This window comes from Streptomyces sp. H39-C1, assembly GCF_027158125.1.
GTDB classification, from domain to species: domain Bacteria; phylum Actinomycetota; class Actinomycetes; order Streptomycetales; family Streptomycetaceae; genus Actinacidiphila; species Actinacidiphila fildesensis.
On the sequence record NZ_JAPVLS010000022.1, the window covers coordinates 24,058 to 48,520 of the forward strand.

The 24,463-nt window shown below is 70.3% G+C and carries 19 protein-coding genes; 10 read left to right on the forward strand and 9 right to left on the reverse strand.

Annotated features, from left to right (window positions below; all coding sequences use genetic code 11):
• Positions 1 to 44: 44 nt before the first annotated feature.
• Together O3W51_RS16840 and O3W51_RS16845 are read right to left on the reverse strand one after the other, a co-directional pair.
• The gene (locus tag O3W51_RS16840; protein ID WP_269286432.1) at positions 45 to 863 is read right to left on the reverse strand and encodes a substrate-binding periplasmic protein; all 819 of its coding nucleotides are present in this window, start codon (positions 861 to 863) and stop codon (positions 45 to 47) included.
• Between the two features lie 320 nt (positions 864 to 1,183).
• Positions 1,184 to 1,651, reverse strand: coding sequence for a hypothetical protein (locus O3W51_RS16845; protein WP_138355482.1), 468 nt, complete (start codon positions 1,649 to 1,651; stop codon positions 1,184 to 1,186).
• Between the two features lie 811 nt (positions 1,652 to 2,462).
• Here O3W51_RS16845 and O3W51_RS16850 point away from each other — a divergent pair.
• From O3W51_RS16850 to O3W51_RS16870, 5 genes are all read left to right on the forward strand, one after another.
• Positions 2,463 to 3,692 carry a type III PLP-dependent enzyme gene (locus O3W51_RS16850; RefSeq protein ID WP_269286434.1) on the forward strand — a complete coding sequence of 410 codons (1,230 nt, stop codon included), beginning with the start codon at positions 2,463 to 2,465 and terminating at the stop codon, positions 3,690 to 3,692.
• Positions 3,693 to 3,815: 123 nt separating this feature from the next.
• Positions 3,816 to 4,922, forward strand: coding sequence for a phytanoyl-CoA dioxygenase family protein (locus tag O3W51_RS16855; RefSeq protein WP_269286437.1), 1,107 nt, complete (start codon positions 3,816 to 3,818; stop codon positions 4,920 to 4,922).
• A gap of 14 nt (positions 4,923 to 4,936) precedes the next feature.
• On the forward strand, positions 4,937 to 6,274 hold the full coding sequence (locus tag O3W51_RS16860; protein ID WP_269286504.1) for a DUF6271 family protein: 1,338 nt from the start codon (positions 4,937 to 4,939) through the stop codon (positions 6,272 to 6,274).
• A gap of 3 nt (positions 6,275 to 6,277) precedes the next feature.
• Positions 6,278 to 6,775 (forward strand): GNAT family N-acetyltransferase, encoded by a 498-nt coding sequence (locus O3W51_RS16865; protein WP_269286439.1) that lies wholly within the window; start codon positions 6,278 to 6,280, stop codon positions 6,773 to 6,775.
• A gap of 83 nt (positions 6,776 to 6,858) precedes the next feature.
• Entirely contained in the window at positions 6,859 to 8,064 is a 1,206-nt protein-coding gene (locus O3W51_RS16870) for an MFS transporter (RefSeq protein WP_269286441.1), read from the forward strand.
• Positions 8,065 to 8,121: 57 nt separating this feature from the next.
• Here the strand turns inward: O3W51_RS16870 and O3W51_RS16875 are convergent, their stop codons facing one another.
• The 3 genes from O3W51_RS16875 to O3W51_RS16885 all read right to left on the reverse strand — a co-directional run bounded on the left by O3W51_RS16875 (position 8,122) and on the right by O3W51_RS16885 (position 13,623).
• Complete coding sequence (locus O3W51_RS16875) at positions 8,122 to 11,220, reverse strand: hypothetical protein (RefSeq protein WP_138355487.1); 3,099 nt, start codon at positions 11,218 to 11,220, stop codon at positions 8,122 to 8,124.
• A gap of 92 nt (positions 11,221 to 11,312) precedes the next feature.
• Positions 11,313 to 12,707: an MFS transporter gene (locus tag O3W51_RS16880; RefSeq protein WP_269286443.1), complete on the reverse strand. Its 1,395-nt coding sequence runs from the start codon at positions 12,705 to 12,707 to the stop codon at positions 11,313 to 11,315.
• 253 nt (positions 12,708 to 12,960) lie between these two features.
• A complete protein-coding gene (locus O3W51_RS16885) occupies positions 12,961 to 13,623 on the reverse strand; it encodes an O-methyltransferase (protein WP_138355489.1) in 663 nt (220 codons plus the stop codon).
• Positions 13,624 to 13,747: 124 nt separating this feature from the next.
• Here O3W51_RS16885 and O3W51_RS16890 point away from each other — a divergent pair, with 124 nt between their 5' ends.
• A complete protein-coding gene (locus O3W51_RS16890; RefSeq protein ID WP_269286445.1) occupies positions 13,748 to 14,428 on the forward strand; it encodes a TetR/AcrR family transcriptional regulator in 681 nt (226 codons plus the stop codon).
• A 593-nt stretch (positions 14,429 to 15,021) separates the two neighbouring features.
• Here the strand turns inward: O3W51_RS16890 and O3W51_RS16895 are convergent.
• Positions 15,022 to 16,626, reverse strand: coding sequence for a glycerol-3-phosphate dehydrogenase/oxidase (locus O3W51_RS16895; protein WP_269286447.1), 1,605 nt, complete (start codon positions 16,624 to 16,626; stop codon positions 15,022 to 15,024).
• The gene (locus tag O3W51_RS16900; RefSeq protein WP_138355491.1) at positions 16,623 to 17,222 is read right to left on the reverse strand and encodes a TetR/AcrR family transcriptional regulator; all 600 of its coding nucleotides are present in this window, start codon (positions 17,220 to 17,222) and stop codon (positions 16,623 to 16,625) included. Before O3W51_RS16900 ends, O3W51_RS16895 begins: the two co-directional genes overlap by 4 nt.
• 74 nt (positions 17,223 to 17,296) lie before the next feature.
• On the opposite strand from O3W51_RS16900, the gene O3W51_RS16905 reads away from it, so the two are divergent.
• On the forward strand, positions 17,297 to 18,892 hold the full coding sequence (locus O3W51_RS16905) for an FAD-binding oxidoreductase (RefSeq protein WP_269286505.1): 1,596 nt from the start codon (positions 17,297 to 17,299) through the stop codon (positions 18,890 to 18,892).
• Positions 18,893 to 18,923: 31 nt separating this feature from the next.
• Positions 18,924 to 19,805, forward strand: coding sequence for a YegS/Rv2252/BmrU family lipid kinase (locus O3W51_RS16910; protein WP_138355492.1), 882 nt, complete (start codon positions 18,924 to 18,926; stop codon positions 19,803 to 19,805).
• Between the two features lie 63 nt (positions 19,806 to 19,868).
• Here O3W51_RS16910 and O3W51_RS16915 read toward each other — a convergent pair whose 3' ends face one another.
• The gene (locus O3W51_RS16915; protein ID WP_138355493.1) at positions 19,869 to 20,417 is read right to left on the reverse strand and encodes a putative glycolipid-binding domain-containing protein; all 549 of its coding nucleotides are present in this window, start codon (positions 20,415 to 20,417) and stop codon (positions 19,869 to 19,871) included.
• Positions 20,414 to 21,157: a TetR/AcrR family transcriptional regulator gene (locus O3W51_RS16920; protein WP_138355494.1), complete on the reverse strand. Its 744-nt coding sequence runs from the start codon at positions 21,155 to 21,157 to the stop codon at positions 20,414 to 20,416. The genes O3W51_RS16915 and O3W51_RS16920 overlap by 4 nt, the downstream gene beginning before the upstream one ends.
• Positions 21,158 to 21,259: 102 nt before the next feature.
• Between O3W51_RS16920 and O3W51_RS16925 the strand changes: the two genes are divergently transcribed.
• Together O3W51_RS16925 and O3W51_RS16930 are read left to right on the forward strand one after the other, a co-directional pair.
• Positions 21,260 to 22,744, forward strand: coding sequence for an APC family permease (locus O3W51_RS16925; protein WP_203218425.1), 1,485 nt, complete (start codon positions 21,260 to 21,262; stop codon positions 22,742 to 22,744).
• Between the two features lie 59 nt (positions 22,745 to 22,803).
• Entirely contained in the window at positions 22,804 to 24,450 is a 1,647-nt protein-coding gene (locus O3W51_RS16930) for an amidohydrolase (RefSeq protein ID WP_198358059.1), read from the forward strand.
• Positions 24,451 to 24,463 lie beyond the last annotated feature (13 nt).

A 24,463-nucleotide genomic window follows, 5' to 3' on the forward strand; every position in this document is an offset into this window, starting at 1 on the left:
GGACAGAGCCGTCCCGTGGGTCTCCTGGATTCAGCCGGCACGGCTTACAGCGTGGGGGTCAGGAAAGCGTCCTCCAAGCCCCATTTCTCGAGCAATCTGGAGTAGCTCCCGTTGTTGTAGACGACGACAAGGGCGTCCAGCAGAGTGTTGCTGAGCTCGGTATCTCTCAGTCGGACCGCCATGCCGGCAGGGCCGACGGCGAGCTGCTCGCCGGCGATCTCGGTCGTGCTGCCGGGGCCCTTGGCGGCGTGGGCGGCCGACGGGAAGTCGGTGATCGCGGCGTCCGCCCTGCCTTCGTGCACAGCCGCCAGGGCCGCCGAGGCGTCGGCGAACTGCATGAGCGTGGCGCAGGACGGGCGGTTGTTCCGGAGGAGTTCCGCGCCGGTGCTGCCGCCGATGACGGCAATATTGCCGCACGCTGTAGAGAGTGACCTGACGTTCCGGGGGTTGTCCTTGGGCACACTGATCGACGACCCGAAGCTGAGGTAATTGACGAAGGTGACGGACTTGCGACGCTCTTCAGTGGCGCCCTTCGTCATGACGACGTCGTATCGCCCCTCGGTGACCCCGGAGATCAGCTGGGCAGAAGGGGCCCGCAGGAACCGGAACGACACTCTGAGCTGCGCGCCGAGGAGCTGGGCGAGATCGGTGTCGAAGCCGACGAGCCTGCCCTGCGAGGTGAAGGCGAACGGAGGCTGTGCGGGATCCACTCCGACCACGATGAAGCCTCTGGCCTGGATCGATGCCGGCAGCTGCTGGTGAAGCCGGTAGGAGTCCTCGGGGTCCCGGGGGGCGGAGTCGCCGATGGGCGACAGGGACAAGCCGACCGCGACGCAGGCCGCGGTGGCGACACTTGCCAGCATCACGACGACGGACCGACGACCGGGACGCCTGTGCGCGGGACCCGGGGCCAGGACCACGGTGGGCAAGATGTCGCGGCCCGTGGCCTCCGGCCCGACCCGGACCCGGCCCCGGCCCCGGCCCCGGACCGCGGCTGGCGCAGGAAGCTGCCGTGCGGGTTCCGCAAGGGGCAGCGACATCCCCAGGATCGCGGCGACGCAACGACGGACGACGCTGTAGCCGCCGTGCGGCCGGGGCCCTGCCGTGGCGGCGCCCCGGTGGTTCCGGCCCAACACGGCGGCGGCCGTGCGCTTGCCGGTACTTCCCCTGCTTCCCTCGGCCGTCAAGGAGTGCGCTCCTGCCGCGGTCCCTCGTCCGGGACACCGGCCAGCTGTGGACGATCCGGCTCAAGGGCCGTCCGCTGCGGCCCGGCGACCGCGTCGTTGACGCTCTGCACCTGGCCCAACTGCGTCAGCAGGGCGGGGGCGGAGAGCCCGACCGCGACCGCCGCGTAGGCGCCGGTGATCTGCCCCGTCAGCCCGAACATCGCGGCGCAGGCGGCGCCCAGCACCATGTGACAGGCGATCGCGACCGCATCGGGCACCGGGTCGAAGTACTCGGCGAAACGGGGCAGGGGGCGTGGCACGACCTCGGGCGTCGGGTCGAGGACCGGATCGGGGCTGAGTTCGGAAGAGGCCTTGCGCTGCTCGCGGCGCGCGGTCTGCCAGGCGATCGTCTGGCTGTACGCGTCGACCAGGCCGCGCAGCGATCCGCCACCGGCGCCCAGCGTGATCAGTAAGGTCGTGTCCACTCAGCCCCCTCGCGGAATTTTCCACTTCCCGCTCCATTGAGGACATTAGGGGTTCGCGGGGTGCACCAAAGCGACATGGTGAAATATCTCCGGACTTGCCTGGCCGGCCGCGCCGCCGGCGTCGGAGGAGCTCAGCCGTGCGGCGAGAACCGGTCCCGATCGGCCCGTCCACGGCCGACCCCGCCCGAAGCGGCGACCGATCCGCAGCAGGATCGGGTGGGGCGGTAACGCCTGGATGACACCCATCGTGCTAACCGACTGACCAGCAGACATAACGCAGCGTCAAGTCTCGGCCAGCGCCCGCGAGTTAAATGCGGATTGGCGTCCGTGGAGGCGAGTTGTCGACTGGAAAGGGTTGACTCCCCAAGCTGGTCTAGTCCAATGTTGTGCCCAGGGTCCGTGCGCGTGTTCATCCTCGCGAGGGGTGCGGTCCGCCGCCCTCCGACCGCCATGAGCTCCGCGGGCCCATGAAGGTAGTGAAACCAACACGCCCGCAGCGAGCTGCCTGTCGGCAGCCAATCCTGGATTCGCTGTGCCCTCGATCCGCCCCGCCACCGAAGATCCGAGCCTGGAAGGACCGCATGACCGAGTCCGACCGATACCACCTCCACCCCTCCCGCAGGGCATCGCGCGCACTTGCCCCAAGAAAGCCGTCCAGGCGGCGGTCCGGGACCTTGCGCAGGTGTCTGCCTCCGCAGGGAACGAGAGCATGTCGCGTCCTGGCGGCGAGCGGAATCCGAGGGGCTGGACCACCGGCCCGGACGGCCGGAGCCACGAGCACCGGAGCCACGGGCATCGGCCGGGTGCAGCGATGAGCAGCACGGGACCGGCCCCGATCAGCGCAGCTCTGCGTGCCGCCCTCGCCACCGCGTCCGAGGACCGGATCATCTTCGACCTCGCCGGGATCGGCGAGCGGTACAGGTCCCTGACCGAGGAACTGCCGGGTGTCGACATCCGGTTCGCCATGAAGGCGTGCCCCGTCGACGAGGTGTTGGCCCATCTGGTGGCCCAGGGTGCCGGCTTCGATGCCGCGAGCCCCAACGAGATCGCCCAGGCGGTCAGGACCGGCCTGCCGCCGGGTCGGATCCACTACGGCAACACCGTCAAGTCCGACCGGAACATCGCGGAGGCGTACCGCCTGGGTGTCAGGGACTTCGCCACGGACAGCCTGGAGGACGTTGCCGCAATCGCAGCCCACGCTCCCGGCGCCCGGGTGTTCTGCCGGCTGGCCACCACCGGGGAGGGTGCGCTCTGGGGGCTCAGCCGGAAGTTCGGTTGCTCAGCCGACGATGCGGTGCTCGTCCTGGAAGCCGCGCGGGCGGCCGGCCTGACGCCGGCCGGCCTGTCGGTGCACGTCGGCTCGCAGCAGATGACGTCCGGCGCCTGGCGGGAAGCCTTCGATCACCTCGGCGACCTGCTGGTGAGCCTGCGGCAGAGCGGCATCGTGCTGGACCACGTCAACCTCGGCGGCGGCCTGCCCGCCCTCGGCTATCTGGACCGGCGGGGCAACCCGCTCGACCCGCCGCTGGACAAGATGTTCGTGGTGATCCGGGAGGGCATGCAGCGGCTGCGGGAGATCTCGGGCTCCGAGCTGGACTTCGTCATGGAGCCGGGCCGCTACCTGGTCGCCGACCAGGGCGCGATCAAGGCGCACGTCCTGCGCCTGACGTCGCGCCGGCAGCTCGACGGCGGCCGCGAGTACTGGCTCTACCTGAGCTGCGGGAAGTTCAACGGCCTCTACGAGATGGACGAGCTGCAGTACCGGCTGGTCTTTCCGTCCCACCCGGACGGGGAGTACGTTCCGGCCGTCGTCGCGGGCCCCAGCTGTGACAGCGACGACGCCTACGCCCAGGAACACAGTCGTGTCCAGGTGCCGAGGGCGGTCGCCTCCGGAGATCCGGTGTGGATCCTCTCCAGCGGCGCCTACGCGACCAGTTACATGACCCAGGGGTTCAACGGCTTCGATCCGCTGCCGTGCGGTTGGACGTCCGGTGAGCCCGAAAGACCCGCGGCGAGGGATGACGAGGCGAGTCCGCGGTGACGGACGACGAGGCGAGTCCGCCGGCCTGATCCCCCGCGGGCACGCTCGCACTGTTCGCCGTCACCGGCGCGGAGTGCGCGTGCCCTACACCCACCTGACCCACCCGGTTTCTGGAGTTCATACATGCCCGCCCCCGATCAGCATCTTCACCGAGCCGCCTCCCGCCGCCCGTATTTCAGTGCGGACGGTGAGACGTACCTGGCGCCGACCCCGCTCAGGGACCTCCGTAAGGAGCAGCCCCTGCGCGTGCTCTCCGAAGCGGACTTCGCCTTCTGGCGGACCTACGGGTATGTCGTGGTCAAGGAGGCGATCCCCGCCGAGTCCGCCAGCCGCCTGCTGGACTTCGCCTGGGACTTCCAGGGCCTCGACCCGCACCGTCCGGACAGCTGGTACGAGCAGCGGCCCTACCGTGACGAGCTGGACCGCCATCTGCACGTCTACGGCTTCGTCGAGGCGTACCACCACCAGCTGATCTGGGACAGCCGGCAGACCCAGCGCGTCTACGACGCCTTCGCCGACGTGTGGGACTGCGAGGAGCTCTGGGTCACCCTCGACCGTCTCAACCTCAACCCGCCCAACATCAAGAACCGCGACCGCGCGCTCATCGAACCCACCGAAGAGGGCTTCGACATCGAACTCCACTGGGACATCGACAGCACGCTCGGTGTCATACCGCAGCGGGTCCAGGGCATCATCGCGCTCACCGACACCCAGCCGGACCACGGCGGCTTCCAGTGCAACCCCGAGCTGTTCCGCCGGTTCGACGAGTGGAAGCTCGGCCAGCCGGCCGGCCGCGATCCGATCCGGCCCGCCGTCGACCGGGACGAATACCCCGTGGTCCGACCGGAGTTGTCCGTCGGCGACCTGCTGATCTGGAACGGCGCCCTGGCGCACGGCGTCGCCCGCAACACCTCAGAACGCGGCGTCCGGGCGGTCCAGTACGTCTCGATGATGCCCGCCCTGGAGGAGAGCGAGCAGATACGCCGCTCCCGGATCAGCTCCTGGGAGACCCTCAGCACTCCGGACTGGAACGGAACCCTGGTCGGCGACGCCGTCACGCACGAGTCGCTCCGGTACAAGGCCGCCGAACTCAACGAACTCGGAGAGAAGCTGCTGGGCCTCACCTCCTGGCACGGAACCTCCGGGCACGCAACGTCAGATCGCGGAACCTCAGGGCACGGAACCTCAGGTCACGGAACCGCCCGGCACGGAGCGGAGTCCGCACAGTGAGTCGTCGTACCGCTCTGCGCAGGATCTGCCTGACCCTTCCCACCAACCGGGCCTGCACCCCGGCCATCGCGGACGTCGGCGAGGAGGCCGCCGACGCCGCCGGGGAGTTCGGCGTCGAGGTCCACCTGCTGATCCTCGACTCCTCCGAGGTCTCGACGTTCGCCGATCACGCAAAGGCCGTCGACGAGCTCCCCGCGGTGCCGAACGTGATCGTGCACCACCTCGACGAGGGGCGGCAGCGTGACTTCCTGCGGGAGGTGATCGAGCGCTCCGGTCATGCCGAACCCGAGCTGCTGCTCGACCTGATGCTGCCGGACGCCGTCTCCTACGGAGCCTGCACCAACCGGGCCTTCCTGCTCGCCGCCGCACTCGGCTGCGAGTCGATCCACCGCCGGGACTCGGACAGCGGCTACCAGACCCTGGACGGCACGCCGGTCTTCCCGGTCCACCACGAGCTGCTCTCACTCGGAAGAACGGGAGCCGACGCGGCCGACGGCGTCACCGAGAACACTCTGGACCCGGTGCACGGCCGAAAGCCGGTATCGATGGTCGGTGGCTCGTTCGTGGGTGAACTGTCGGTCGACGTCAGCGAGATCAAGGAGGCCGACCCCGGGATCTACCACGACGTGGTCAGCCTGTGGGCGCCACCCGAGTGGCCGGCGGAGGAGGTTCAGGGCCTGGTCCAGGAGTCGTTCATCGGCGCCGGCACCGAGCCGTTCAGCGTCGACCGGTCGGTGCTGGACGTCCCGGACATCTGGCGGTTGGACATGTGCAACATCGGCTTCGACCGCGAGCTGTACGAGCGCGTCCCGCTGCCGCCCGCGACCGACACCATCGGCAGTGACTACTTCCTGCTGCACGTCGTCCGCCACGCCCCGCTGCCCGCAGTCGTGCACAACCGCCACATCGTCAACTTCTACACCGCGGAGCGGCGGACCGACAGCGGATTCACCGCCTACCAGATGCGGTTCGTGAAGTTCCTGCTGTCGATGCTCTACCTCCATCCCGTCTACTTCGACCTCGAGGAAGCCGGTCCGGCACTGCTCGACCCGCAGCACCATGTGCGGGCCGACACGATCGCCGGCTTCGTGCGGCGATCCACCAGCGAGGACCGTGCGGAGAACATCCGGCGGCTGGATGTCATCGACCGCCGCTACCGTCAACTCGGCGGCAGGTACGCCGAGTTCGCCGATCATCTGATGCCGCTGCGGCAGGACCTGCTCGACCGGGCCCAGGTCGACATGGAGCACTTCGCGCTGTTGATCGACGCGTGGCGTCCACTGGTGGCGGCGAGCAGGGCCATCGGTCAAACCATCGCTCCATCCAACGGTCCATCCATCGGAAGGGCCTGACGAGTGGCCGACGACACCATCCGCCTCCGCCGGCTGGCAGACACCGACTGGGACGAGGTCGTGGCGCTGGAAGCGCGCGCCTACGCCGAGAGCGGTCTGTCCGAAGGACGGGAGGTGCTGCGGTCCAGGGGCCGCGTATCACCCACCACCTGCTTCGTACTCGAGCACGACGGGCAGTTCGGGGGCTATCTGCTGGCCCTCCCCTACCCGCCGGGCCAGTGCCCGGACCTCACGTCGGCAGAAGCATCCGACCACAAGTCGGCGAATCTGCACGCGCACGACTTCGTGATCACCGAGGCACTCCGCGCCAGGGGCCTGTCACCGCACTTCGTGCGCCAGATCGAGCAGGAGGCGCGGTCGCAGGGATTCGACCGGATCTCCATGGTGGCCGTCCAGCGCAGCCATGTCCTCTGGCGTCGCCTCGGCTACGCCGCCCACGCGGAGGTCGGCCTCCCCGAGAGCTACGGCACGGAGGCCGTCTACATGTCCAAGGCGCTGTAGAGCGCGCCCAGGACCGGGACAGAAGTACCCAGCGGATCCGCCGCGCGGATCACCATCGTCGGACGAAGTAGGCTGATTCACTCATGATTCGCATGCACGACCCCTTCCGCAGAGCGCAGTTGGCCATCGCGGCGCTGTTCCTCTTTCTCGGGTTCCAGTACGCCACCTGGGTCTCACGGCTGCCCGCGCTGAAGACGGACCTCGACCTGAGCGCGGCGCAGGTCGGCCTGCTGCTGATGGCAGGTGGTGCGGGGGCGGTGATCTCGTTCCCGCTGGTTCCGCCGGCGATGAAGCGGCTGGGCTCCCGGCTGGTGTCGCTGCTGTCCGCCCTCGCCCTGGGCCTGATCCTGCTGGTCCTGGCGGTGACGCCGAACTACCCGGTCACCCTGCTGGTCATCTGCCTCGACGGCGTGGCGGTGGGCTTCCTCAACGTCGCGATGAACGCGCAGGGAGCCGCGCTCGAAGTCCAGTACGGGCGGACCGTGATGGCCAGGTTCCATGCCACGTTCAGCGCGGGCTCGCTCTCCGCGGCGCTGCTCGCCGTCGGCGTGAACCTGTTCACCTCGTCCTTGGCGGTGCACTTCACGGCGGCCGTCCTGCTGTTGCTGCTCGCGGTGGGCCTGACGCAGTCCGGGCTGCTGCCGCAGGACCAGCAGCCGGACGCCACGCCGGAGAAGGCGGCGGAGCAGGCGGCGGACTCCGCGTCGGAGCAAGAGGAGCAGCCGAAGCGCCGGCTGGTCCTGCCGACCCGGGTGACCATCTGGATGGGCCTCGCCATGGTGTTCGGCACCGTGACCGAAGGTGCGATGAACGACTGGTCCTCCCTCTACCTGAAGGACATCGCCGAGGCGGGACCGAAGGTGACACCGCTGGGGATCGCCGTGGTCTCCGGAATGATGGTGCTCGCCCGGATCTTCGCCGACGGCTGGCGCGCCCGCTGGGGCGACGGACGGATCGTCGTGGCCGGCAGCGCACTTGCGGGCGCCGGCCTGGCGGTCGCCCTGCTGGCCGGCGGTGTGCTCCCCGCGCTCCTGGGGTTCGCCTGCGTGGGCCTGGGCGTCGCGGCCGTCACACCGTGCGTCTACGTCGCCGCGGCCCGGCAGGGGCCGGACGCGTTGGCCCTGGTCGCCGCGATGGGGACGATCGGCCTGCTGGCCGGACCGCCCGTGATCGGCTTCATCGCGAGCGGCAGCAGTCTGACGTGGGGCATGGGCGCCATCGCCGTCTCGGCGGCACTGGTCTCCCTGTGCGCCACCCGGATCCGCTGGTCCGCCTTGGTCCCCGCCTGACCGGCTCCCACCGCGCGGCCCGGCACTGCGACCCTGCGACATCGTCGAAGCCGCCTCTCAATCACCCTCCGGGCAACGGGCATCCGCTGCCCGGAGGCGTCCCGCCAGCGTGTGCGCACCCCCTCCGGAATCCGCCACGGTCTTCAGCTGCCGGTCGAGGTCCGCACGGGCGGTCAAGGACATCACCCATCCGAGCGGAGCCTGAGCTCCGGGGCCCCGGACATTCGCGAACCGCAGGTAGTTGCGGCAGCCGAAGGCCTCGTAGACACGCTGGCGGGCGTTCGCGTCCTTGGTGGCGGCGGCCTGCCGCAGGCTCTGGACAGGGACCGACAACTCATGGGGGCGTCCGGGCGCCGCCGTTGCGGCCACGCTGTTGTAGCCGTTGTCGATCTGTACGAACACCAGCCTGACCTTGTGGGCCGGCGGTGCGCTCAACGGGCAGGCAGCGGGCTTCCTCTGGTGGTACACCATCGCGTTGCCGCAGTCCACCAGCTCCTTGAGCTCCTGATGGAGGTCGATGGCCGTCAGGCTGCCGGTGCCCTCCACGTAGCCGCCGTCGACCACCGACATCGAGGCATCCGTCCCACATTTTCCGGCGGTGAGCCGGCCGGAAGGAGTGATGTACGGAAAGCGTGCCGACAGCATCGCCGCGGTGGAGCGGTTGATCTCCTGCGGGGCGCAGAGGAATCCACCTCGGACATCGATGAGGGTGGGCCCGCCATCGTTCCGCTCGCCGGGACTCAGGTCGCTGGAGCTGGTTTCCTCAGGGCGCCGGGTGCAGGAGGTCGGACCGATCGGCCGGTCGAAGGCCCCCAGCTGGACGGGGGCCGTGAGGACCCGGCAACCGCTCTCGACGGCCGTGCCGTTGAGGAGGGCGAGCGGGGTCCAGGCGGTCCCCGGCTGCTGCCAGGTGGCGTAGAAGGAGCCTGCCAGCTCCCCCTGGCTGCGCTCCCAGGACTCCTCCATCACGGCAGCCCGGTCCTTGCCGGGGAATCCGATGAACGAGCGCGGCAGGTCCACGAACGTCATCCAGGCCAGCGCCCCGGAGAGGTGGTCGGTGCCGAAGACCCGCTCGTGACTGTGGGGGTCGGCCTTCCGGGGGCGGGACAGCCAGGAGACCGCGCCGAGGCTTCCGCCGGAGATGCCGCTGACCGCGAACACCGGCGCGCGGCCGTCCGTCCGGGCGCACCCGGAGCCCTTGGGCGGCTCGACCGGCGTCGGCGGGAACAGCTTGTCCAGAACCCCGCTCGTCCAGTACGCGGCGCGGATGCCGCCGCCGGACGCGGCAACGACCACCAGCGGCAGACGGCCTGCCTGCGGGGCGTTCGCGCAGTTGGCGGCCAGCCACTTCTCGAACTGTCCGGCCAATTCCCGCGAGGGGGCCAGCGGGGCCCTGCTTTCTCTCACCCGCACATCGTGGTTGCCCGTCGTGTCGAGGACTGCGGCGAGCACGAACCAGGCGAGGAGGAGGGTGAAGGCCGGAGTGCGGGACAGGCCGAGGGCCCGGAACCCGGCCACCGGCGTGTTCAGCTCCGCCCAGCGCTGCATTTCGTTCAGCACGACCAGCGCGAGACTCAGGAAGAGTGTCACGACCGCGAGGGGTCCGACATGGGAGGGCAGGAACCCGCTCCGTCCCCAGGTCAGCGTGGAGAGGCACACCACCGCGAAGACCGCGCACCCTCCAGCGAGCAGGAAGTACAGTCCTGACCGGCCGTTGCCCGCGTCAGGCGGTTGGGCCCAGCCTTGGTTTCCGCCCTCGAACCCGTTCAGGATGCTCGGCATCGCGATGCCGAGCACGACGCTCCCCGCGCCGACCACGATCAGCGCGATCGCGGCAGAGCGGCGCGGGCCGACCACCGCGGTGGCCACGGCCGCCCGAACGGCGAACACCCCGAGAACGACGAACGGTAGTGCAGCAACGCGGCGGGCCGTTCGCCGCAGTGCGTCCCGCCGTTCGCCTTCGGGGATCCCGGCCCGGTCGTCCGCGTCCGCTCTCGCGGCGGTGAGCCCGGGCTCACCGCCGCTGGGCCGCCGCAGCCTCGCACCCGCCAGCAGAGACAGGACGAAGACCAACCCGAGCAGGGCTGCCGGGGCCCACAGCCTGTGCCAACTCGCCCCCAGGAGCAAGCCCAGACAGGCCAGGGCGAAGGCAAGGACCAGGATGGTCAGCTGGCGCACGGGCGGCCGGCCCTCGTCATCGGTCAGGACAGTGCGGTGCACGCTGCGCCAGAGCAGCAGCGAGAAGACGAGTACGGCCACCGGAGTCCACACCGCGGTGCCACAGTGATCCAGCAGGCCGAGCAGGGCGTCCTGCACCTGGTCGGTGCCCGCCCCGGTCAACAGGATCAGCAGGACGGCCGTGACGGCCAACTGGAGGCGGACCGGGACCACGTCCTTCCAGCGATACCAGCCCCGGCAGACCCTGCTGTGGACGGTCAACATCGCCAGGAGCAGCACCGCCAGGAAGACGGCCGCCCACTTGACGATCGCCGCGAAGCCCGCGATGTCGTTGAGGAGATCGATACGGTATGGGGTCAACGACTTGAGGGACAGCGCGAACTGACAGGCGTCCTCGACGAGTTCCGATCCCACCAGTAGCGCCACCAGCACCCACAGCCATGGACGGGCGGTGGCCCTTTCCAGTGCGGTGGCCGTCGAGACGTTCGCATCGGCGACAGAGGGCGGGATCCGCCGCAGATACGACATGACCCGGACGAACAAGAACGTGTACAGAGCAACCAGGCAAAGGTCCAGGACGACATACGTCCGCATCAGCAGCCGGGCCTTGGCACCGAAGGGACCCGCCTTGATGTGGTCGTGCGCCGAGGCGTTCTCGAAGGCCTTCACGCACTCGCTCACCCGGTCGAACGGACCCGGATCGCCGTTCGCTGCGCGGGCGGTGGCGGCGTCCTCCGCGTTCGGGATGTCCTGGGTCCACACGCACCAGGCCGTCCGCCGGTCGTTGCGTACGTCTCCGGACAGGGTGTCGATCCGGAATTGCGAGCCCAAGGTGGCCGCCGGATAGCCGGGCGCCTCGATCCTCCCGAGAGCACTGTCCAGCTGGAGCACCGCGACGATGAGCAGGAGCAGGAGAACCACCGCGCCGGGCAGCCACCCCCTTCGCCACGCGGCCCGAATCCAGGTGAACAGGGCCATGGGCACCTCTTGGTCGTCGTCGCGCTCGGCTGTCCGATGGCCTCAGTCTGGCGGCGAAAACGGTGGAATCAAGGATGAAACACCGAGAGACGTCACGGACGTGGCGCGGTCTCGCTGTGGTCCTCGTGCGCGGTAGCGCGTCCACCCGATGTGCGCGGTGCGCGCAGTGCGTGGAGTCCGGCGGCGGCTGTGCCGAGGCACAGTGCGGTGGCGCTGTACGCCAGTGACGTGCGGACGCCGATGACGGCGCCCAGGAGGCCGACGGTGAAGCCGCTGCCGGCGCGCAGGCCGTTCGCGGACATGCCGTAGACGCCGAGGACCCGGCCGCGGTCGGCGGCCGGTGCGAGCAGTTGAACGACGGTCTGGCCGATCGACATCGAGGCGAGGTTGGCGACGCCGCCGACCAACAGGAGCGCCAGGGCGAGGGGGTAGCTGGTGGTGAGCGCGAAGAGGATGCTGGTCACGCTGTAGAGGACGGTGCTGAGGACGGCGGCGGCCACACGGGGCCTGACCCAGCCGGTGGCTTCCAGCACGATGCCGCCGATGACGCCGCCGGCGCCGTTGGCGAAGAGCAGGACACCGTAGGCGGTGCCCGCGCCGCCGGCCCCCAGGTCGTGGGCGAAGATCGGCATTGAGGACTGTATGGACGAGCCGACGAAGAACGAGCCCAGGCCGGCCAGGATGATCATGCTGACCAGGGTGGGGTTGGATCCGACTTCCCGGAGTACACGCAGTGATTCGAGGGCTCCGACCCGGGGGCGGCTGTGCCGGTCCCGGGTGTGGCCGGTGAACTTGGTGCGGAAGAGGAAGAGCGTGAGCGGCAGGTAGAAGGCGATGTTGGCGAAGATGCCGGCGGTCGGGCCGAGCCCCAGCAGCAACGCCGACCCGATCACCGGCCCGAACAGCACACCCAGGCTGCGGAACGTCGCGTTCAGGCGCACCGCACTGGGCAGTTCCGACGGGCCGACGAAGTCGTGGAGCATCAACTGCTCGCCCGGACCCCACAGTGATCCGGCCAGGCCGTGCAGGACGAGCAGCACGCACGCCTCCCACATGTGCAGCGTGCCGGTGAGGAACAGGATTCCCCAGGCGGCGGAGACGCCCATGAAGACCACCTGGGCCACCTGGATGACGCGGCGGCAGTCGTAGCGGTCGGCCAGCGAGCCGAACCACATCGAGAGCAGCAGGAACGGCACCCAGTGGCTGATCACCTGAAAGCCGGTCAGCGCCGGTGAGTGGAACGTCTGCCAGAGCACCCAGTACGTGATGACGTGTTCGATGTTGTCGGCCATCATCGCCAGCATCGAGCCGAGGAGGTAGGGCCGGCAGTCACGGTTGCGCAGGGCGGCGAACCGGCGGGACGTGTTCGCCGGGGGTGGTGGTGCCGCGACCGATGGTGCTGCAAGCGACGGTACGGCGAGCTCCGCGTCGGGCGCGGTCGCTTCCCGCTCGGATATGTGGGTGGAGATTCCGCAGGCGGCACACATCCTCGGTCTCCTCCTCTCGGGATCGGCCCACCGCGGGATCGCGGCGGAACGGGTGAGCGCCGCGATCACCCGGTGAGCGGGTCGGCCTGTACGGGGCCCGGGTCGGCCTGTGCAGGGGCCGGGTTCGGCCTGTACGGGGCCCGGTTCGGCGGATTCCGTTGGCCGGGACCATGATCCGTCCCGTGGGACGTGATGATGACAGCGGGGTACCGCCGGCGGCTATCGGCCCGGTGGTTGTCCGCTCAACCGCCGTTCAGAGGCGGCAGCTGATCTCCATGCCGTCCTCGACGGGGAAGGTCACGCTCTGGTAGCCGTTCGCCGGCGTGCGCACGTACTCCAGGTACGGGCCCAGGGCGGGCAGGTCGACGTCATCGGCCACGACGAGGGTGCCGGGCTTCAAGTGCGGTTCCAGTAGCCCCAGTACGGGAAGACAGAGGTCCTTCCAGCCGTCGAGCAGGACGAAGTCGGCGGGGACGCCGAGCCGGCCGAGGGTGTCGCGGGCGTCGCCCTCCAGCACGGTCACCACGTCCTCCAGGCCGGTCCCGGAGAAGGTGAGGCGAGCTGCCGCGATCTTGGCCTCGCTCAGTTCCGTGGTGACGACGCGCCCGGTGCCGTTGTCCCGGACTGCGGCCGCCAAGTACAGCGTGGAGATCCCGAAGGACATGCCGAACTCGACGACGGTGGCCGGCCGGATCGCCCTGACCAGGTTGTAGAGCAGTTGGCCACCCGCTGCGGAGATCGGCATGTAGACCTCGGCCACGGCGTCGGCGTGCTCCTGCGGTGTCGGCCATCCGCGGTCGCCGTGCCGCCCGGCCATGATGCGGGCCACGGTCGCGTCGTCCTGCGCCGCCTCCGCGAACATCCGGCGCAGGGCGGCCTCGACACGGGGGTCGGTAAGGGTGCTGGTGTGCGTCATGGTTCTAGGCTAGACGCACCGTTGCGTTGCGTCTAGGGCGAGGTCTATCCTGGGGCGAAGCACAGGCGGCACAGCAGGTTCGGCAGAAACCGCCGAGGAGAGCACCGCCGAGGAGGACACCGTCGTGACGAGCAGTGGCGTGGCGGGCAATGACCTGACGGGCAATGACCTGGCGGGCCGAGTTGCAAAGGGCGCCGCACCGGACAGCTCCGTCGGCACCGCGGGCCGGGGCCACCACGGGAACCGTCACGGGAGGAGCGCGAAGGCCCGGCAGTCGGTACTGGAAGCGGTCGACGACCTGCTCGCCGAGAAGGGGTTCGCGGGCGTCACGGTGGAAGGCATCGCGGCGCGTGCCGGCGTGGCCAAGCAGACGATCTACCGCTGGTGGAACACCAAGACCGACATCCTCATGGAGGCTTTCCTCCAGGACGTGACCGAGGAACCCGCCCCGCCGGACCACGGCGACGTCGCCCGCGATCTGCGCGACCACCTGAGCTGGCTCGCCGCTTTCCTCAGCCGGTCCGATTCCGGAGCCGTCCTCAAGGCACTGATGGCCCAGGCACAACTCGACCCGGTCTTCGCCGCCGACCTCCAGGGCCGGTACCTGGACGAACAGCGCCGCCGCGACCGCCTCCCCCTGGACCGCGCCGTGGACCGCGGCGACCTGCCCGCCGGCCTGGACGTCGCAGCCGAGACGGACCAAATCGTGGGCCCCGTCTACTACCGCTTCCTGGTGGCCGGCGAACCGATCGACCGCGCCTTCACCGACCGGCTCGTGGACGCCTTCCTTCACCGCGCGCACTGACTCTGCGCGCACTGACACCGCCCGCACTGACACCGCCCGCACTGACACCGCGCGCACTGAGCGGACCGCGCGGACAGCACGGGCTGAGGCTGCAGAACACAGCCTCCGCTAGACGGTTCCCAACCCCCGACCCCCTTGCGGACAGGGGTCACGGGGCGGCCAGTTGGCTTCCCTCAGCGCCGCGATCGCGTGCAGGGTCTCATCGGTGCAGGCGGCCAACAGGCCCCGGGGAGTGCGGACGCTCCACAGATTTCCCGAGCGGGGTTCGGCTCTACCCAGAGGGAGCGGACGCGTGATGTCGGTGACGTCCTGGATGACCACCGCACCGTCGGACCGTGCGGCACTGTAGCTGCGGCCCATGCACTTGAGAGCCGTGGGCCGCGAGGCGATCTCATCGAGCCCCAGGCTGCGCATCCCTGACTCGGCTTTCGCTCCAGGAACCAGACCCAGCATCACGCCGCCTCCATTACCTCTTGTGATCGACTGATACCTCATAGTAGTCGCCACGAATTGGCCGGGCGCGTCCCCCCGCGTGCTCGCCCGTCCACGACACCTGCGCGTGAGTCCACGCCCAGGCCCGTGGTGACCGACCCTCAGGTGGAGAGCCGATCCGGCGCGTTGCCCCTGGCGAGTGCTTCGTTCGCCGCGCCCATGGCCGCCTCCCGGTCGGAAGGAACCAGGCCGGTGCGAGTACGGCGATCCAGGAGGTCGGACGCGTCCAGTGCTCCTTCGTGGAGCACCGCCCAGACCAACTCGGCTGCTGTGACGGTGTGGCCGGGGGCGACGGGGGTGCGGAGTTCGGGTTCAGCGGCGCCCAGGGCGTGGACCGCCGGTGCCTCGATTCCGTAGCGCTCGATCAGGCGGGCGGGGGCGTCGAGCGTCGTCAGGGTTCGCGGCGGCGCCGCTCCGACCAGCGGAATGGATGCGGTGCGGCACGGTCCGGCGGCGAGGCGGCGGGTGATGACGGCGGCGTCCACCGCGTCCTGGGCCATCCGCCGGTACGTGGTGAGCTTGCCGCCGACGATCGTCGTGACGCCCTGGGGCGAGGTCAGCACCGCGTGTCGGCGGGAGATGTCGGCGGTGCGATCCGGTCCGTGGGAGCCCGGCTCCGAGGTGGTGATGTCGAGCAGCGGACGCAGGCCGGCGAACGCGCCCACGACATGCGTACGGTCGAGGGACACCTCGAGAGCTGATCCCAGGACGTCGAGCAGGAAGCCGACGTCCGTCTCGGGCACGTCCGGGACATCCGGAACCGGTCCCTCGATGGGCTCGTCGGTCAGTCCGACGTAGACGCGTCCGTCGCCCTGCGGCAGCACGAGGGCGAAGCGGTTGCTCTCGCCGGGAATCGGGATGTGCATCCCGGCGGTCATCATGCCGAGGTCCTGGGATCGCAGCACGAGATGGGTTCCGCGGGACGGGCGCAGTCGTACCTCCTCGACGAGACCGCCTGCCCATACTCCTGCCGCGTTGATCACGGCGCGGGCCCGTATCTGCGTTTCCTCACCGGTCAGTTCGTCCCGCACCCTGGCTCCGGCGCCGGTGAGCTCCAGCGCACGGACACGGGTCAGGATCCTTGCGCCGCGGGTCGCGGCGGTGCGGGCGAGAGCGGTCACCAACCGGGCGTCGTCGCTCAGTTGGCCGTCCCAGGACAGAAGTCCGCCCCGCAGCCCGGACTGGCGCAGAGCGGGGGCGAGATGCCGGGTCTCCACCGCGGACAGATGGCGGGGGGCGGGCAGGGCGCGGCGGGAGGTGCCGGCCGATGCGCGGAGCAGGTCGCCCGCTCTGAATCCGGCCCAGGTCAGTGCGGCCTGCTGCCGTGTGACCAACGGTGTCAGCGGCAGAACGAAGGGCTGGGCATGGACGAGGTGCGGGGCGGTGCGCTCCATCAGCACCCCCCGCTCGACCGCGCTTTCGTAGGCCACGTCCAGCTGGCCGGAGGCGAGGTAGCGCAGGCCGCCGTGGATCAGCTTCGAGCTCCACCGGGATGTCCCGAAAGCGAGGTCGTGGGCGTCGATCGCGGCCACCGACAGGCCGCGGGACGCAGCGTCGAGGGCGACGCCGGCGCCGGTCGCACCGAGCCCGACGACCAGGACGTCGACTTTCATGCCGTCGGCGACCTCGGCCAGTTCCCGGGATCGGCGCCCGGCGTTCAGGGAGGAGGAGGCTCGGGCCGGACGGGGCAGCGGGTGGGAGCTCATGGCGTGAGGGTCCTCTCCAGGATCGTCCGCAGTTCATCGTCGAAAGCTGCCGCGGTCAGGTCGGGGTCGGTCTCGTCGGACATCGTGCGCAACGAAAGTGTGAAGGCCTGGGCGATGAGCAGCAGGGAACGGGCCTGCCGGACCGGGTGGTCCGCACGGACGGATCCGTCGGCGTGCCCTTCCCGCAGGGCCGCGACGAGGAGCTCCAGCAGTGCGTCCTGACTGGCCCCCCGGCGGTCGAGCACATACGGGAGCAGCAGTTCGGGATCGACGTCGATGATCTTGTGGAAGAGCGGATGGGCGCGGAACGCCCGTACGCCGGCCGTCAGGCCGTCGACCAGCCGCACGAGGGTGGGAGCCGAGGGGTCGTGCCCGGGCAGGGCGTCCGTTGCGACGGCGACCCACTCGCGGGTCATCAGGTCGCCCACGAGTGTCCGTACGTCCGGCCACTTGCGGTACAGCGTCATACGCGAGACCCCGGCACGCCGGGCCACGTCGGTCAGGGTGGTCCGGCGAACGCCGACGGCCAGAACGCAGTCGCGTGCCGCGTCGAGTACAGCGCTGCTGTCCGAGTGCTTGTGACGAATGGGCGTCATCTGTCACAGTGTAATGCCAGCGGGGGCCGAGGAACACAGCGCCCGCGGATCCGATCGGTAAGGAAGCACTGATGGTGGACATGTTGTGGAGTGGCTGGGGCGACCCGGCCAAGGCGGCACCGCTGCCCGACTCAGCGCTCGGCCTGCTGCGAGACCTGCTCGGCGTCAAGCCTCGAAGCACCGAGGCAACCGTGCTCGGCGACATCGTCGTGCCGGAGTCCGGCCTCGGTGCCGAGGCCCGCCGGGCTCTCGCCGACTGCCTCGGCGACCCGGCCCAGCTGCGGACCGACGCGGAGACCCGGATCCGGCACACCCGTGGCAAGTCCACCCCCGACCTCCTGCGGATCCGCGCCGGCGAGGTCGACGACCTACCGGATGCCGTGCTGCTGCCGGGATCCCACCAGGACGTCCTCGACGTTCTGCGGGTCTGCGCCGAGCACGGCGTGGCGGTGGTCCCCTTCGGCGGCGGCACATCGGTGGTCGGTGGACTTGCTCCCACCGGACCGGGCCCCTTCGTCGCGCTGGACCTGCGCCGCCTGGACGGCCTGGTCTCCGTCGACGAGGTCTCCCGCACCGCGACCCTGCAGTCCGGGCTCCGCGCACCGCAGGCGGAGGCACTGCTCGCCGCACACGGCTTCACCCTGGGGCATTTCCCGCAGTCCTACGAGTGGGCGACCATCGGTGGATTCGCCGCGGCCCGCTCCAGCGGGCAGGCGTCGGCCGGCTACGGCCGGTTCGACGAGATGGTGCTGGGCCTGACGGTGGCCACGCCTGAAGGCACCCTGGAAGTGGGCCGTGCGCCCCGGTCCGCCGCCGGCCCGGACCTCCGCCAGCTGATCCTGGGTTCCGAGGGCGCGTTCGGCGTCATCACCTCGGTGACCGTACGCATCCGACCGGTCCCCGTGGTCAAGGTGTACGAGGGCTGGAGATTCGCCACCTTCGAGGCCGGCGCAACCGCACTGCGCCGACTCGCCCAGGACGGCCCGCTGCCCACCGTGCTGCGCCTCTCGGACGAGACGGAGACGCTGGTCGGACTGGCTCAGCCGGACAGCATCGGCGGACAGCCGGCCGCCGCCCAGCCCGCCGGCGTCATGGCCGTCGCCGGGTACGAGGGCACCGCCGAGGACACGGAGAACAGGCGCGCCCAGGCAGCCGCCGTCCTGCGCTCCTGCGGAGGCGAACTCGTGGACGCGGCCGGCGAGAAGTGGGCCCATGGCCGCTACTCCGCGCCCTACCTCCGCGACTCGCTGCTCGACGCGGGTGCGTTCGCCGAGACCCTGGAGACCGCGGCCTTCTGGTCCCGCATCCCGGCCCTCTACGAAGCCGTGCGCAAGGCGCTCAACGACACCCTGACCGCGGCGGGAACCCCGCCGCTCGTCATGTGCCACATCTCCCACGTCTACGAGACCGGCGCGTCCCTCTACTTCACCGTGGTCTCGGCCCAGGGCGAGGATCCGGTCGCCCACTGGGCACCGGCCAAGCGCGCCGCCAACGACGCCATCCTCACGGCCGGCGGCACCATCACTCACCACCACGGCGTGGGGACCGATCATCGCGACTGGTACACCCAGGAGATCGGCCCGCTCGGGGTGCACGTCCTGCAGGCCGTCAAGGCGGCCCTCGACCCCGCGGGCATCCTCAACCCCGGCATCCTGCTTCCCATCCGCTGACTGGTCACTCATGCCTTTCGGAGGCACTCTCATGCGACAGTTCACAGCGGTCGTCAACCCCACCGCCGGGGGCGCCACCGGAACAGCAGCCCTGCTCCCGCTGGCCCGCCTGCTCCGGCAAGCGGGAGCGCAGCTCGACACGCAGTACAGCCACAGCTTGGAACACGCGCGGGAAATCGCGCTGAAGGCAGCCGAGCAGGGGCACATCGTCCTCGCCGTCGGCGGCGACGGAATAGTGGGCTGCGTCGGCGGCGCCCTCAGCGGCACCGACGCCGTCCTCGGAATCGTCCCCGCCGGCCGCGGAAACGACTTCGCACGAGCCCTCGGTCTTCCCAACGAGCCCCCGGCGCTGGCCAAACTGCTCCTGAAGGGCACACCGCGCCGCATCGACACGATCGCGGTCGAGTCGGCGGCCCACACCAGAACCGTCGTCCTGGGCAGCGTCTACGCGGGCGTCGACGCGCTGGCCAACCGTCACGCCAACACCTCACGCCTCCTGCGGGGTTCCGCCTCCTACTACGCGGGCGGCCTGCGCGCGGTGGCCACCTGGTGGGCTGCCGACTTCAGCATCACCGTGGACGGCGTCTCCCGCGAGCGACGCGGCTACACGGTCGTGGCGGCCAACTCCGCCTACTACGGCTTCGGCCGCCTCATCGCCCCGGACGCGCGCCTCGACGACGGGCTGCTGGACGTCGTCATCATCCGCGAAGCGCCCAAGCGCCTCTTCTTCACCATCATGAACGAACTCAAGACCGGCGCGCACATCAACCGCCCCGAGATCGAGGTCCTCCGTGGCAAGGAAGTCCGCATCGTGGCGGACCGCGAAATCCCCTTCGGCGCGGACGGCGAGGTCGACAACATCCTCCCCATGACGGCAAGGGTTCAGCCCGGGGCGCTTCGCGTCCTGTGCTGATGCGTCGCTGACGCATCGGTGCGAGCTCCTGCGATCCAGGGCGGTCGGCGGAGCAGGAGGCACTCACCTGCGCTGAGCCAAACCCGGGTACGTGACGACGAGACCGTCGGCGTCCAGAGTGAGATCCGCCCGGTACGTGCCCGAGGCGTAGCGCACGCGGTTCGCGCCGAGGTGGGTGTAGGTCTGTCGGTTGGGCTGGACCGTGAGGTCCGGGACACGGATCCAGGCCATCAGGAAGTCCTGCTCGCCCGGGACGCGGTGCAGGGCATGGCGCAGCACCGGCATGGTGTTGGTCAGCGGGGACAGGCCGAGGTCGCAGTCGAGCGCGCTGCCCAGGTCGGGCGCCGGTTCACCGTTCACCGTCCATCGTCCGTCCTGGGTGCCACGCAGGTCCAACTCGACGGTCCTGCTCGCCATTTCGGAGGTGGCCCGCAGTCGGCGGGTCACGAAGTCTTCCGTGGTGTCGAGTTCGTACGTGATCCAGTAGGGCTCGGGCACTGTGCCGACCACGCGGCCACGTGCCCGCAGTGAGGTGTCGTCGACCTCGATCCACGCTGTCTCGTAACCGTCGCTCTCGCTGACCGCCCAGGTCAGGACATGAGATGTGGTCATCGTTCCATGCTAGCGAGAGGCGGTGACGGCCTGCCGGTCGTCAGGGTGTCGAGGCGGGCCGCTGCCGCGTCCAGGACGAGGTCCAGGGTTTTGGTGTAGGCGCTGCGGCCCATTTCGGCCTGCAGCAGGCGCGTGGTGGCGGCGATGTGGGGGTGGGTGGTGCTCGGCAGGGAGGCGTAGGTCCGCTCCCAGACCTGCCGCTCGGCCTCCCGGGCCTGCGGCGGGAGCGCGGCGCTGGCGGCGTCCAGGGCCGCGTAGGCCAGGCCTGTGTCGACGAAGGTGTGGTACATCCGGACCGCCTCGGGGTCCGGGAAACCGCCGCGGCGCAGTACGCCCAGGATCGACTCGATGGCGAAGGCCTCGTGCGGCCGTCCGGTGACCCGGTAGGCCGCCAGCATCGCGGCCTGCGGGTGCTCGAGATAGGCGGAGTGGATCCGCAGGCCCAGTTCGCGCAGGTCGGCGCGCCAGTCGCCGACCGGGGCCCAGCCGGCGAAGGCCTGGCCGATCAGCTCGTCGGCGACGGCGAGCAGCAGGTCGTCGGTGTTGCGGAAGTACCGGTAGAGCGCGCTGGGGTCCGCGCCCAGTGCCGCGCCCAGCCGCCGTACGGTCAGCGCGGCCGATCCGTGCTGGCGGATCAGCCGCAGCGCGGTCTCGACGATCAGTGCTTCGGACAGCACCGTGCCCTGCTTCGTGGGGCGGCGGCGCGGCCGCGCGGTCCCGGGGATCTGCCGGTCGGTCATGGCCGGAGCTTATGTCAACACCATTGACGTGTTAAGAGCCCGCAGGATTGCATGTCGCTCCAACCCAGTCCCGAGCGAAGCGGTGGCCCGATGGCAACAGACATGAGACGGTCGCTCGGCGTACTGGACGGCGTGGTCATCGCCGCGTCCACCACCGCCGCGACCACCAGCATCGGCCTCGGGATGGGGCTGCTCACCGGGATCGTCGGCTTGCATCTGCCGATCATCATGCTGCTCGCCTTCCTGCCGATCCTGGGGATCGCCGCGGCCTACTCCCGGCTCAACCGGGTCGAGCCCAACTGCGGCAACAGCTACGTCTGGGTCGGCCGCTCGGTCAGCCCCTGGCTGGGGTTCCTCTCCGGCTGGGTGAACGTCGTCGGAACCGTCGTCTTCCTCGCCTACACCACGACCGTGACCGGATCGGCCCTGATCCAGCTCGCCGGCCAGGCGGGACTGCACCGCCTGGCCGGACTGACCCTGAATCCCGACAGCACGCTGCAATCGACGCTGCTCGGGATGACGGTGCTGGTGGCCGCCACGCTCGCCGCCGTCACCGGGGCCGACGTCGCCGCGCGCTTGCAGCGCCATCTCCTGGGCTTCGAGTACTTGGTGCTGCTGGGCTTCTGCGGGTACGGCCTCTTCGCCGGCACCCAGCCGTTCAGCCTCGACTGGTTCAACCCCTTCACGATCCCCTCGCTCGCCGCGCTGGCCCAGGGCATGGTGGTGGCGGTGTTCTGCTACTGGGGCTTCGACGCCGCCTTCAGCGTCAGCGAGGAGGTGCGCGACCCGCGTGACGCCTCCCGCAGCGGCCTGATCACGGTGTTCACCATGCTCGGTCTGTTCCTTCTCGGCGCGGTGGCCTTCCAGCGGGTCCTCTCCTCCGGCCAGCTCGTCGACAACGGTGCGCAGGGGCTGACCTACTTCGGCAACCAGCTGGCCCACCAGCCGCTCGCGGCACTGCCCCTGGTCGCGCTGACCTTCTCCGCCGTGGCCTCGCTGCAGGCCGGAGTGATCCCCACGGTGCGCGGGCTGTTCGCCATGGGCCGCGACCGCACCGTCGGCCCGGTCTGGACCCGCATCCACCCGAAGTACGGGACGCCCGCGGCGGGAACGCTGCTCCTCGGTGCGATCGCCGCCGTGGTCGCGGCGCTCTCCCTGGTCATCCCGAAGGTCAGCGAGCTGATCAGCGCCTCGGTCAGTGCCATCGGCATCGTCGTCGCGCTCTCCTACGGTCTGACCGCCGTCGCCGCCGCCGTGCGCTTCCGCGGGCTGCTGCGCAACACCCTCTGGGAGGGCGTGCGGGCGGTCGTGCTGCCGGTGCTCAGCGCACTGGTCCTGTTCGCCCTCGCCGGGTACATGTGCTGGGGGTACGCCACCTCAGCCGACCACTTCGCACTGCGGGCGGACAACGGCTGGTTCCTGCTGCAGATGCCGGTGCTGATGATCCTCTCCGGGCTGCTGGTCGCCGGCTGGGCCAAGTGGGGCCGCAAGTCGCCCTACTTCGCCGCCGGCCAGGCCACCGATGCCGGCGCGGCGGACCTGCTCTCCGCCGAGCCCACCACGGTCCCAACCTCCGCGACCATCTGAACCACCCACCCGACGACCTGACGCCCTCCGCCCCACCGAAACGACATATGGAGCAGTCCATGACCCACGCCGCAGACCTCGTCTTCACCGGCGGCCCCGCCCTCACCACGGATCCGGCCCGCAGCCGCGCCACGACCGTGGCCGTCCGCGGCGGGCGCATCGTCGCCGTCGGGCACGACGAAGTGCGCGAACTGGTCGGTCCGAAGACCGAGGTGGTGGACCTCGCCGGGCGGCTGCTGATCCCCGGTTTCCAGGACGCCCACGTCCACGCGGTCTACGCGGGCGTCGAGCTGGGCGAGTGCGATCTGACGGGCACCACCAGCCTTGCCGAGTACCAGCGCCGGATCGCGGCCTACGCCGAGGCGTACCCGGAGCGAGAATGGATCACCGGCAGCGGCTGGTCCCTGGAGAGTTTCGAGGGCGGGGTGCCGACCCGCCACCTCATCGACGCCGTCGTCGCCGACCGGCCGGTGTTCCTCTTCAACCGCGACCATCACGGTGCGTGGGCCAACACCCGCGCCCTGGAGCTCGCCGGGCTCACCGCCGACAGCGCCGACCCCTCCGACGGCCGGATCGAGCGCGAGGCCGACGGCGCCCCCGGCGGCATGCTGCAGGAGGGGGCGACCGGGCTCGTCGCGCGCCTGGTCCCGAAGACCACCGCGGCCGACCGCCTCGCCGGACTGCTCCGCGCCCAGCAGGTGCTGCACGGCCTCGGCATCACCAGTTGGCAGGACGCCATCCTCGGCGTCTTCAACGGTCAGCCCGACCCCTCCGACGCCTACTTCACCGCCGCCGCCGACGGCCGTCTCACCGCCCGCGTCAACGGCGCCCTGTGGTGGGACCGCTCACGCGGCGCGGAGCAGATCGCCGAGCTGGTCGAGCGTCGCGAGCAGCTGCGTGCCGGGCGCTTCAGGGCCGATTCGGTGAAGATCATGCTGGACGGCATCACCGAGAACTTCACGGCCGCGATGACGGCGCCCTATCTGGACTCCTGCGGCTGCGCCACCGCCAACAGCGGCCTCAGCTTCGTCGACCCGGCGGCGCTGCGCGACCATGTCGTGGAGCTGGACGCCCTGGGCTTCCAGGTCCACTTCCACGCGTTGGGCGACCGCGCCGTGCGCGAGGCGCTGGACGCCGTCGAGGCGGCCCTCGCCGCCAACGGCCGCCGCGACAACCGGCACCACCTCGCCCATCTGCAGGTGGTCCACCCCGACGACGTCCCGCGCTTCGCCCGCCTCGGCGCGGTCGCCAACCTGCAGCCGCTCTGGGCCACCCACGAACCGCAGATGGACGAGCTCACCATCCCGTTCCTGGGAGGTGAACTGGCCTCCTGGCAGTACCCGTTCGGCGACCTGCTGCGGGCCGGTGCCACGCTGGCGGCCGGCAGCGACTGGCCGGTGAGCAGCCCCGACCCGATGCAGGGCATCCATGTCGCGGTCAACCGCGTCGGCCACGGCGAGGACCGCCCGGCCTTCCTGCCCGGGCAGCGTCTCGACCTGGGCACCGCGCTGACGGCGTACACAGCGGGTTCCGCCTACGTGAACCACCTGGACGACACGGGCACGATCCGCGTCGGCGCGCTGGCCGACCTGGTGGTCCTGGACCGTGATCCCTTCGACGGCCCGCCGGAGGCCATCGGTGACACCACCGTGGCACTGACCTATGTCGGCGGCGAGCGCGTCCACGCGGCGCCGAACGCCCGCTGACGGACCGACGGCC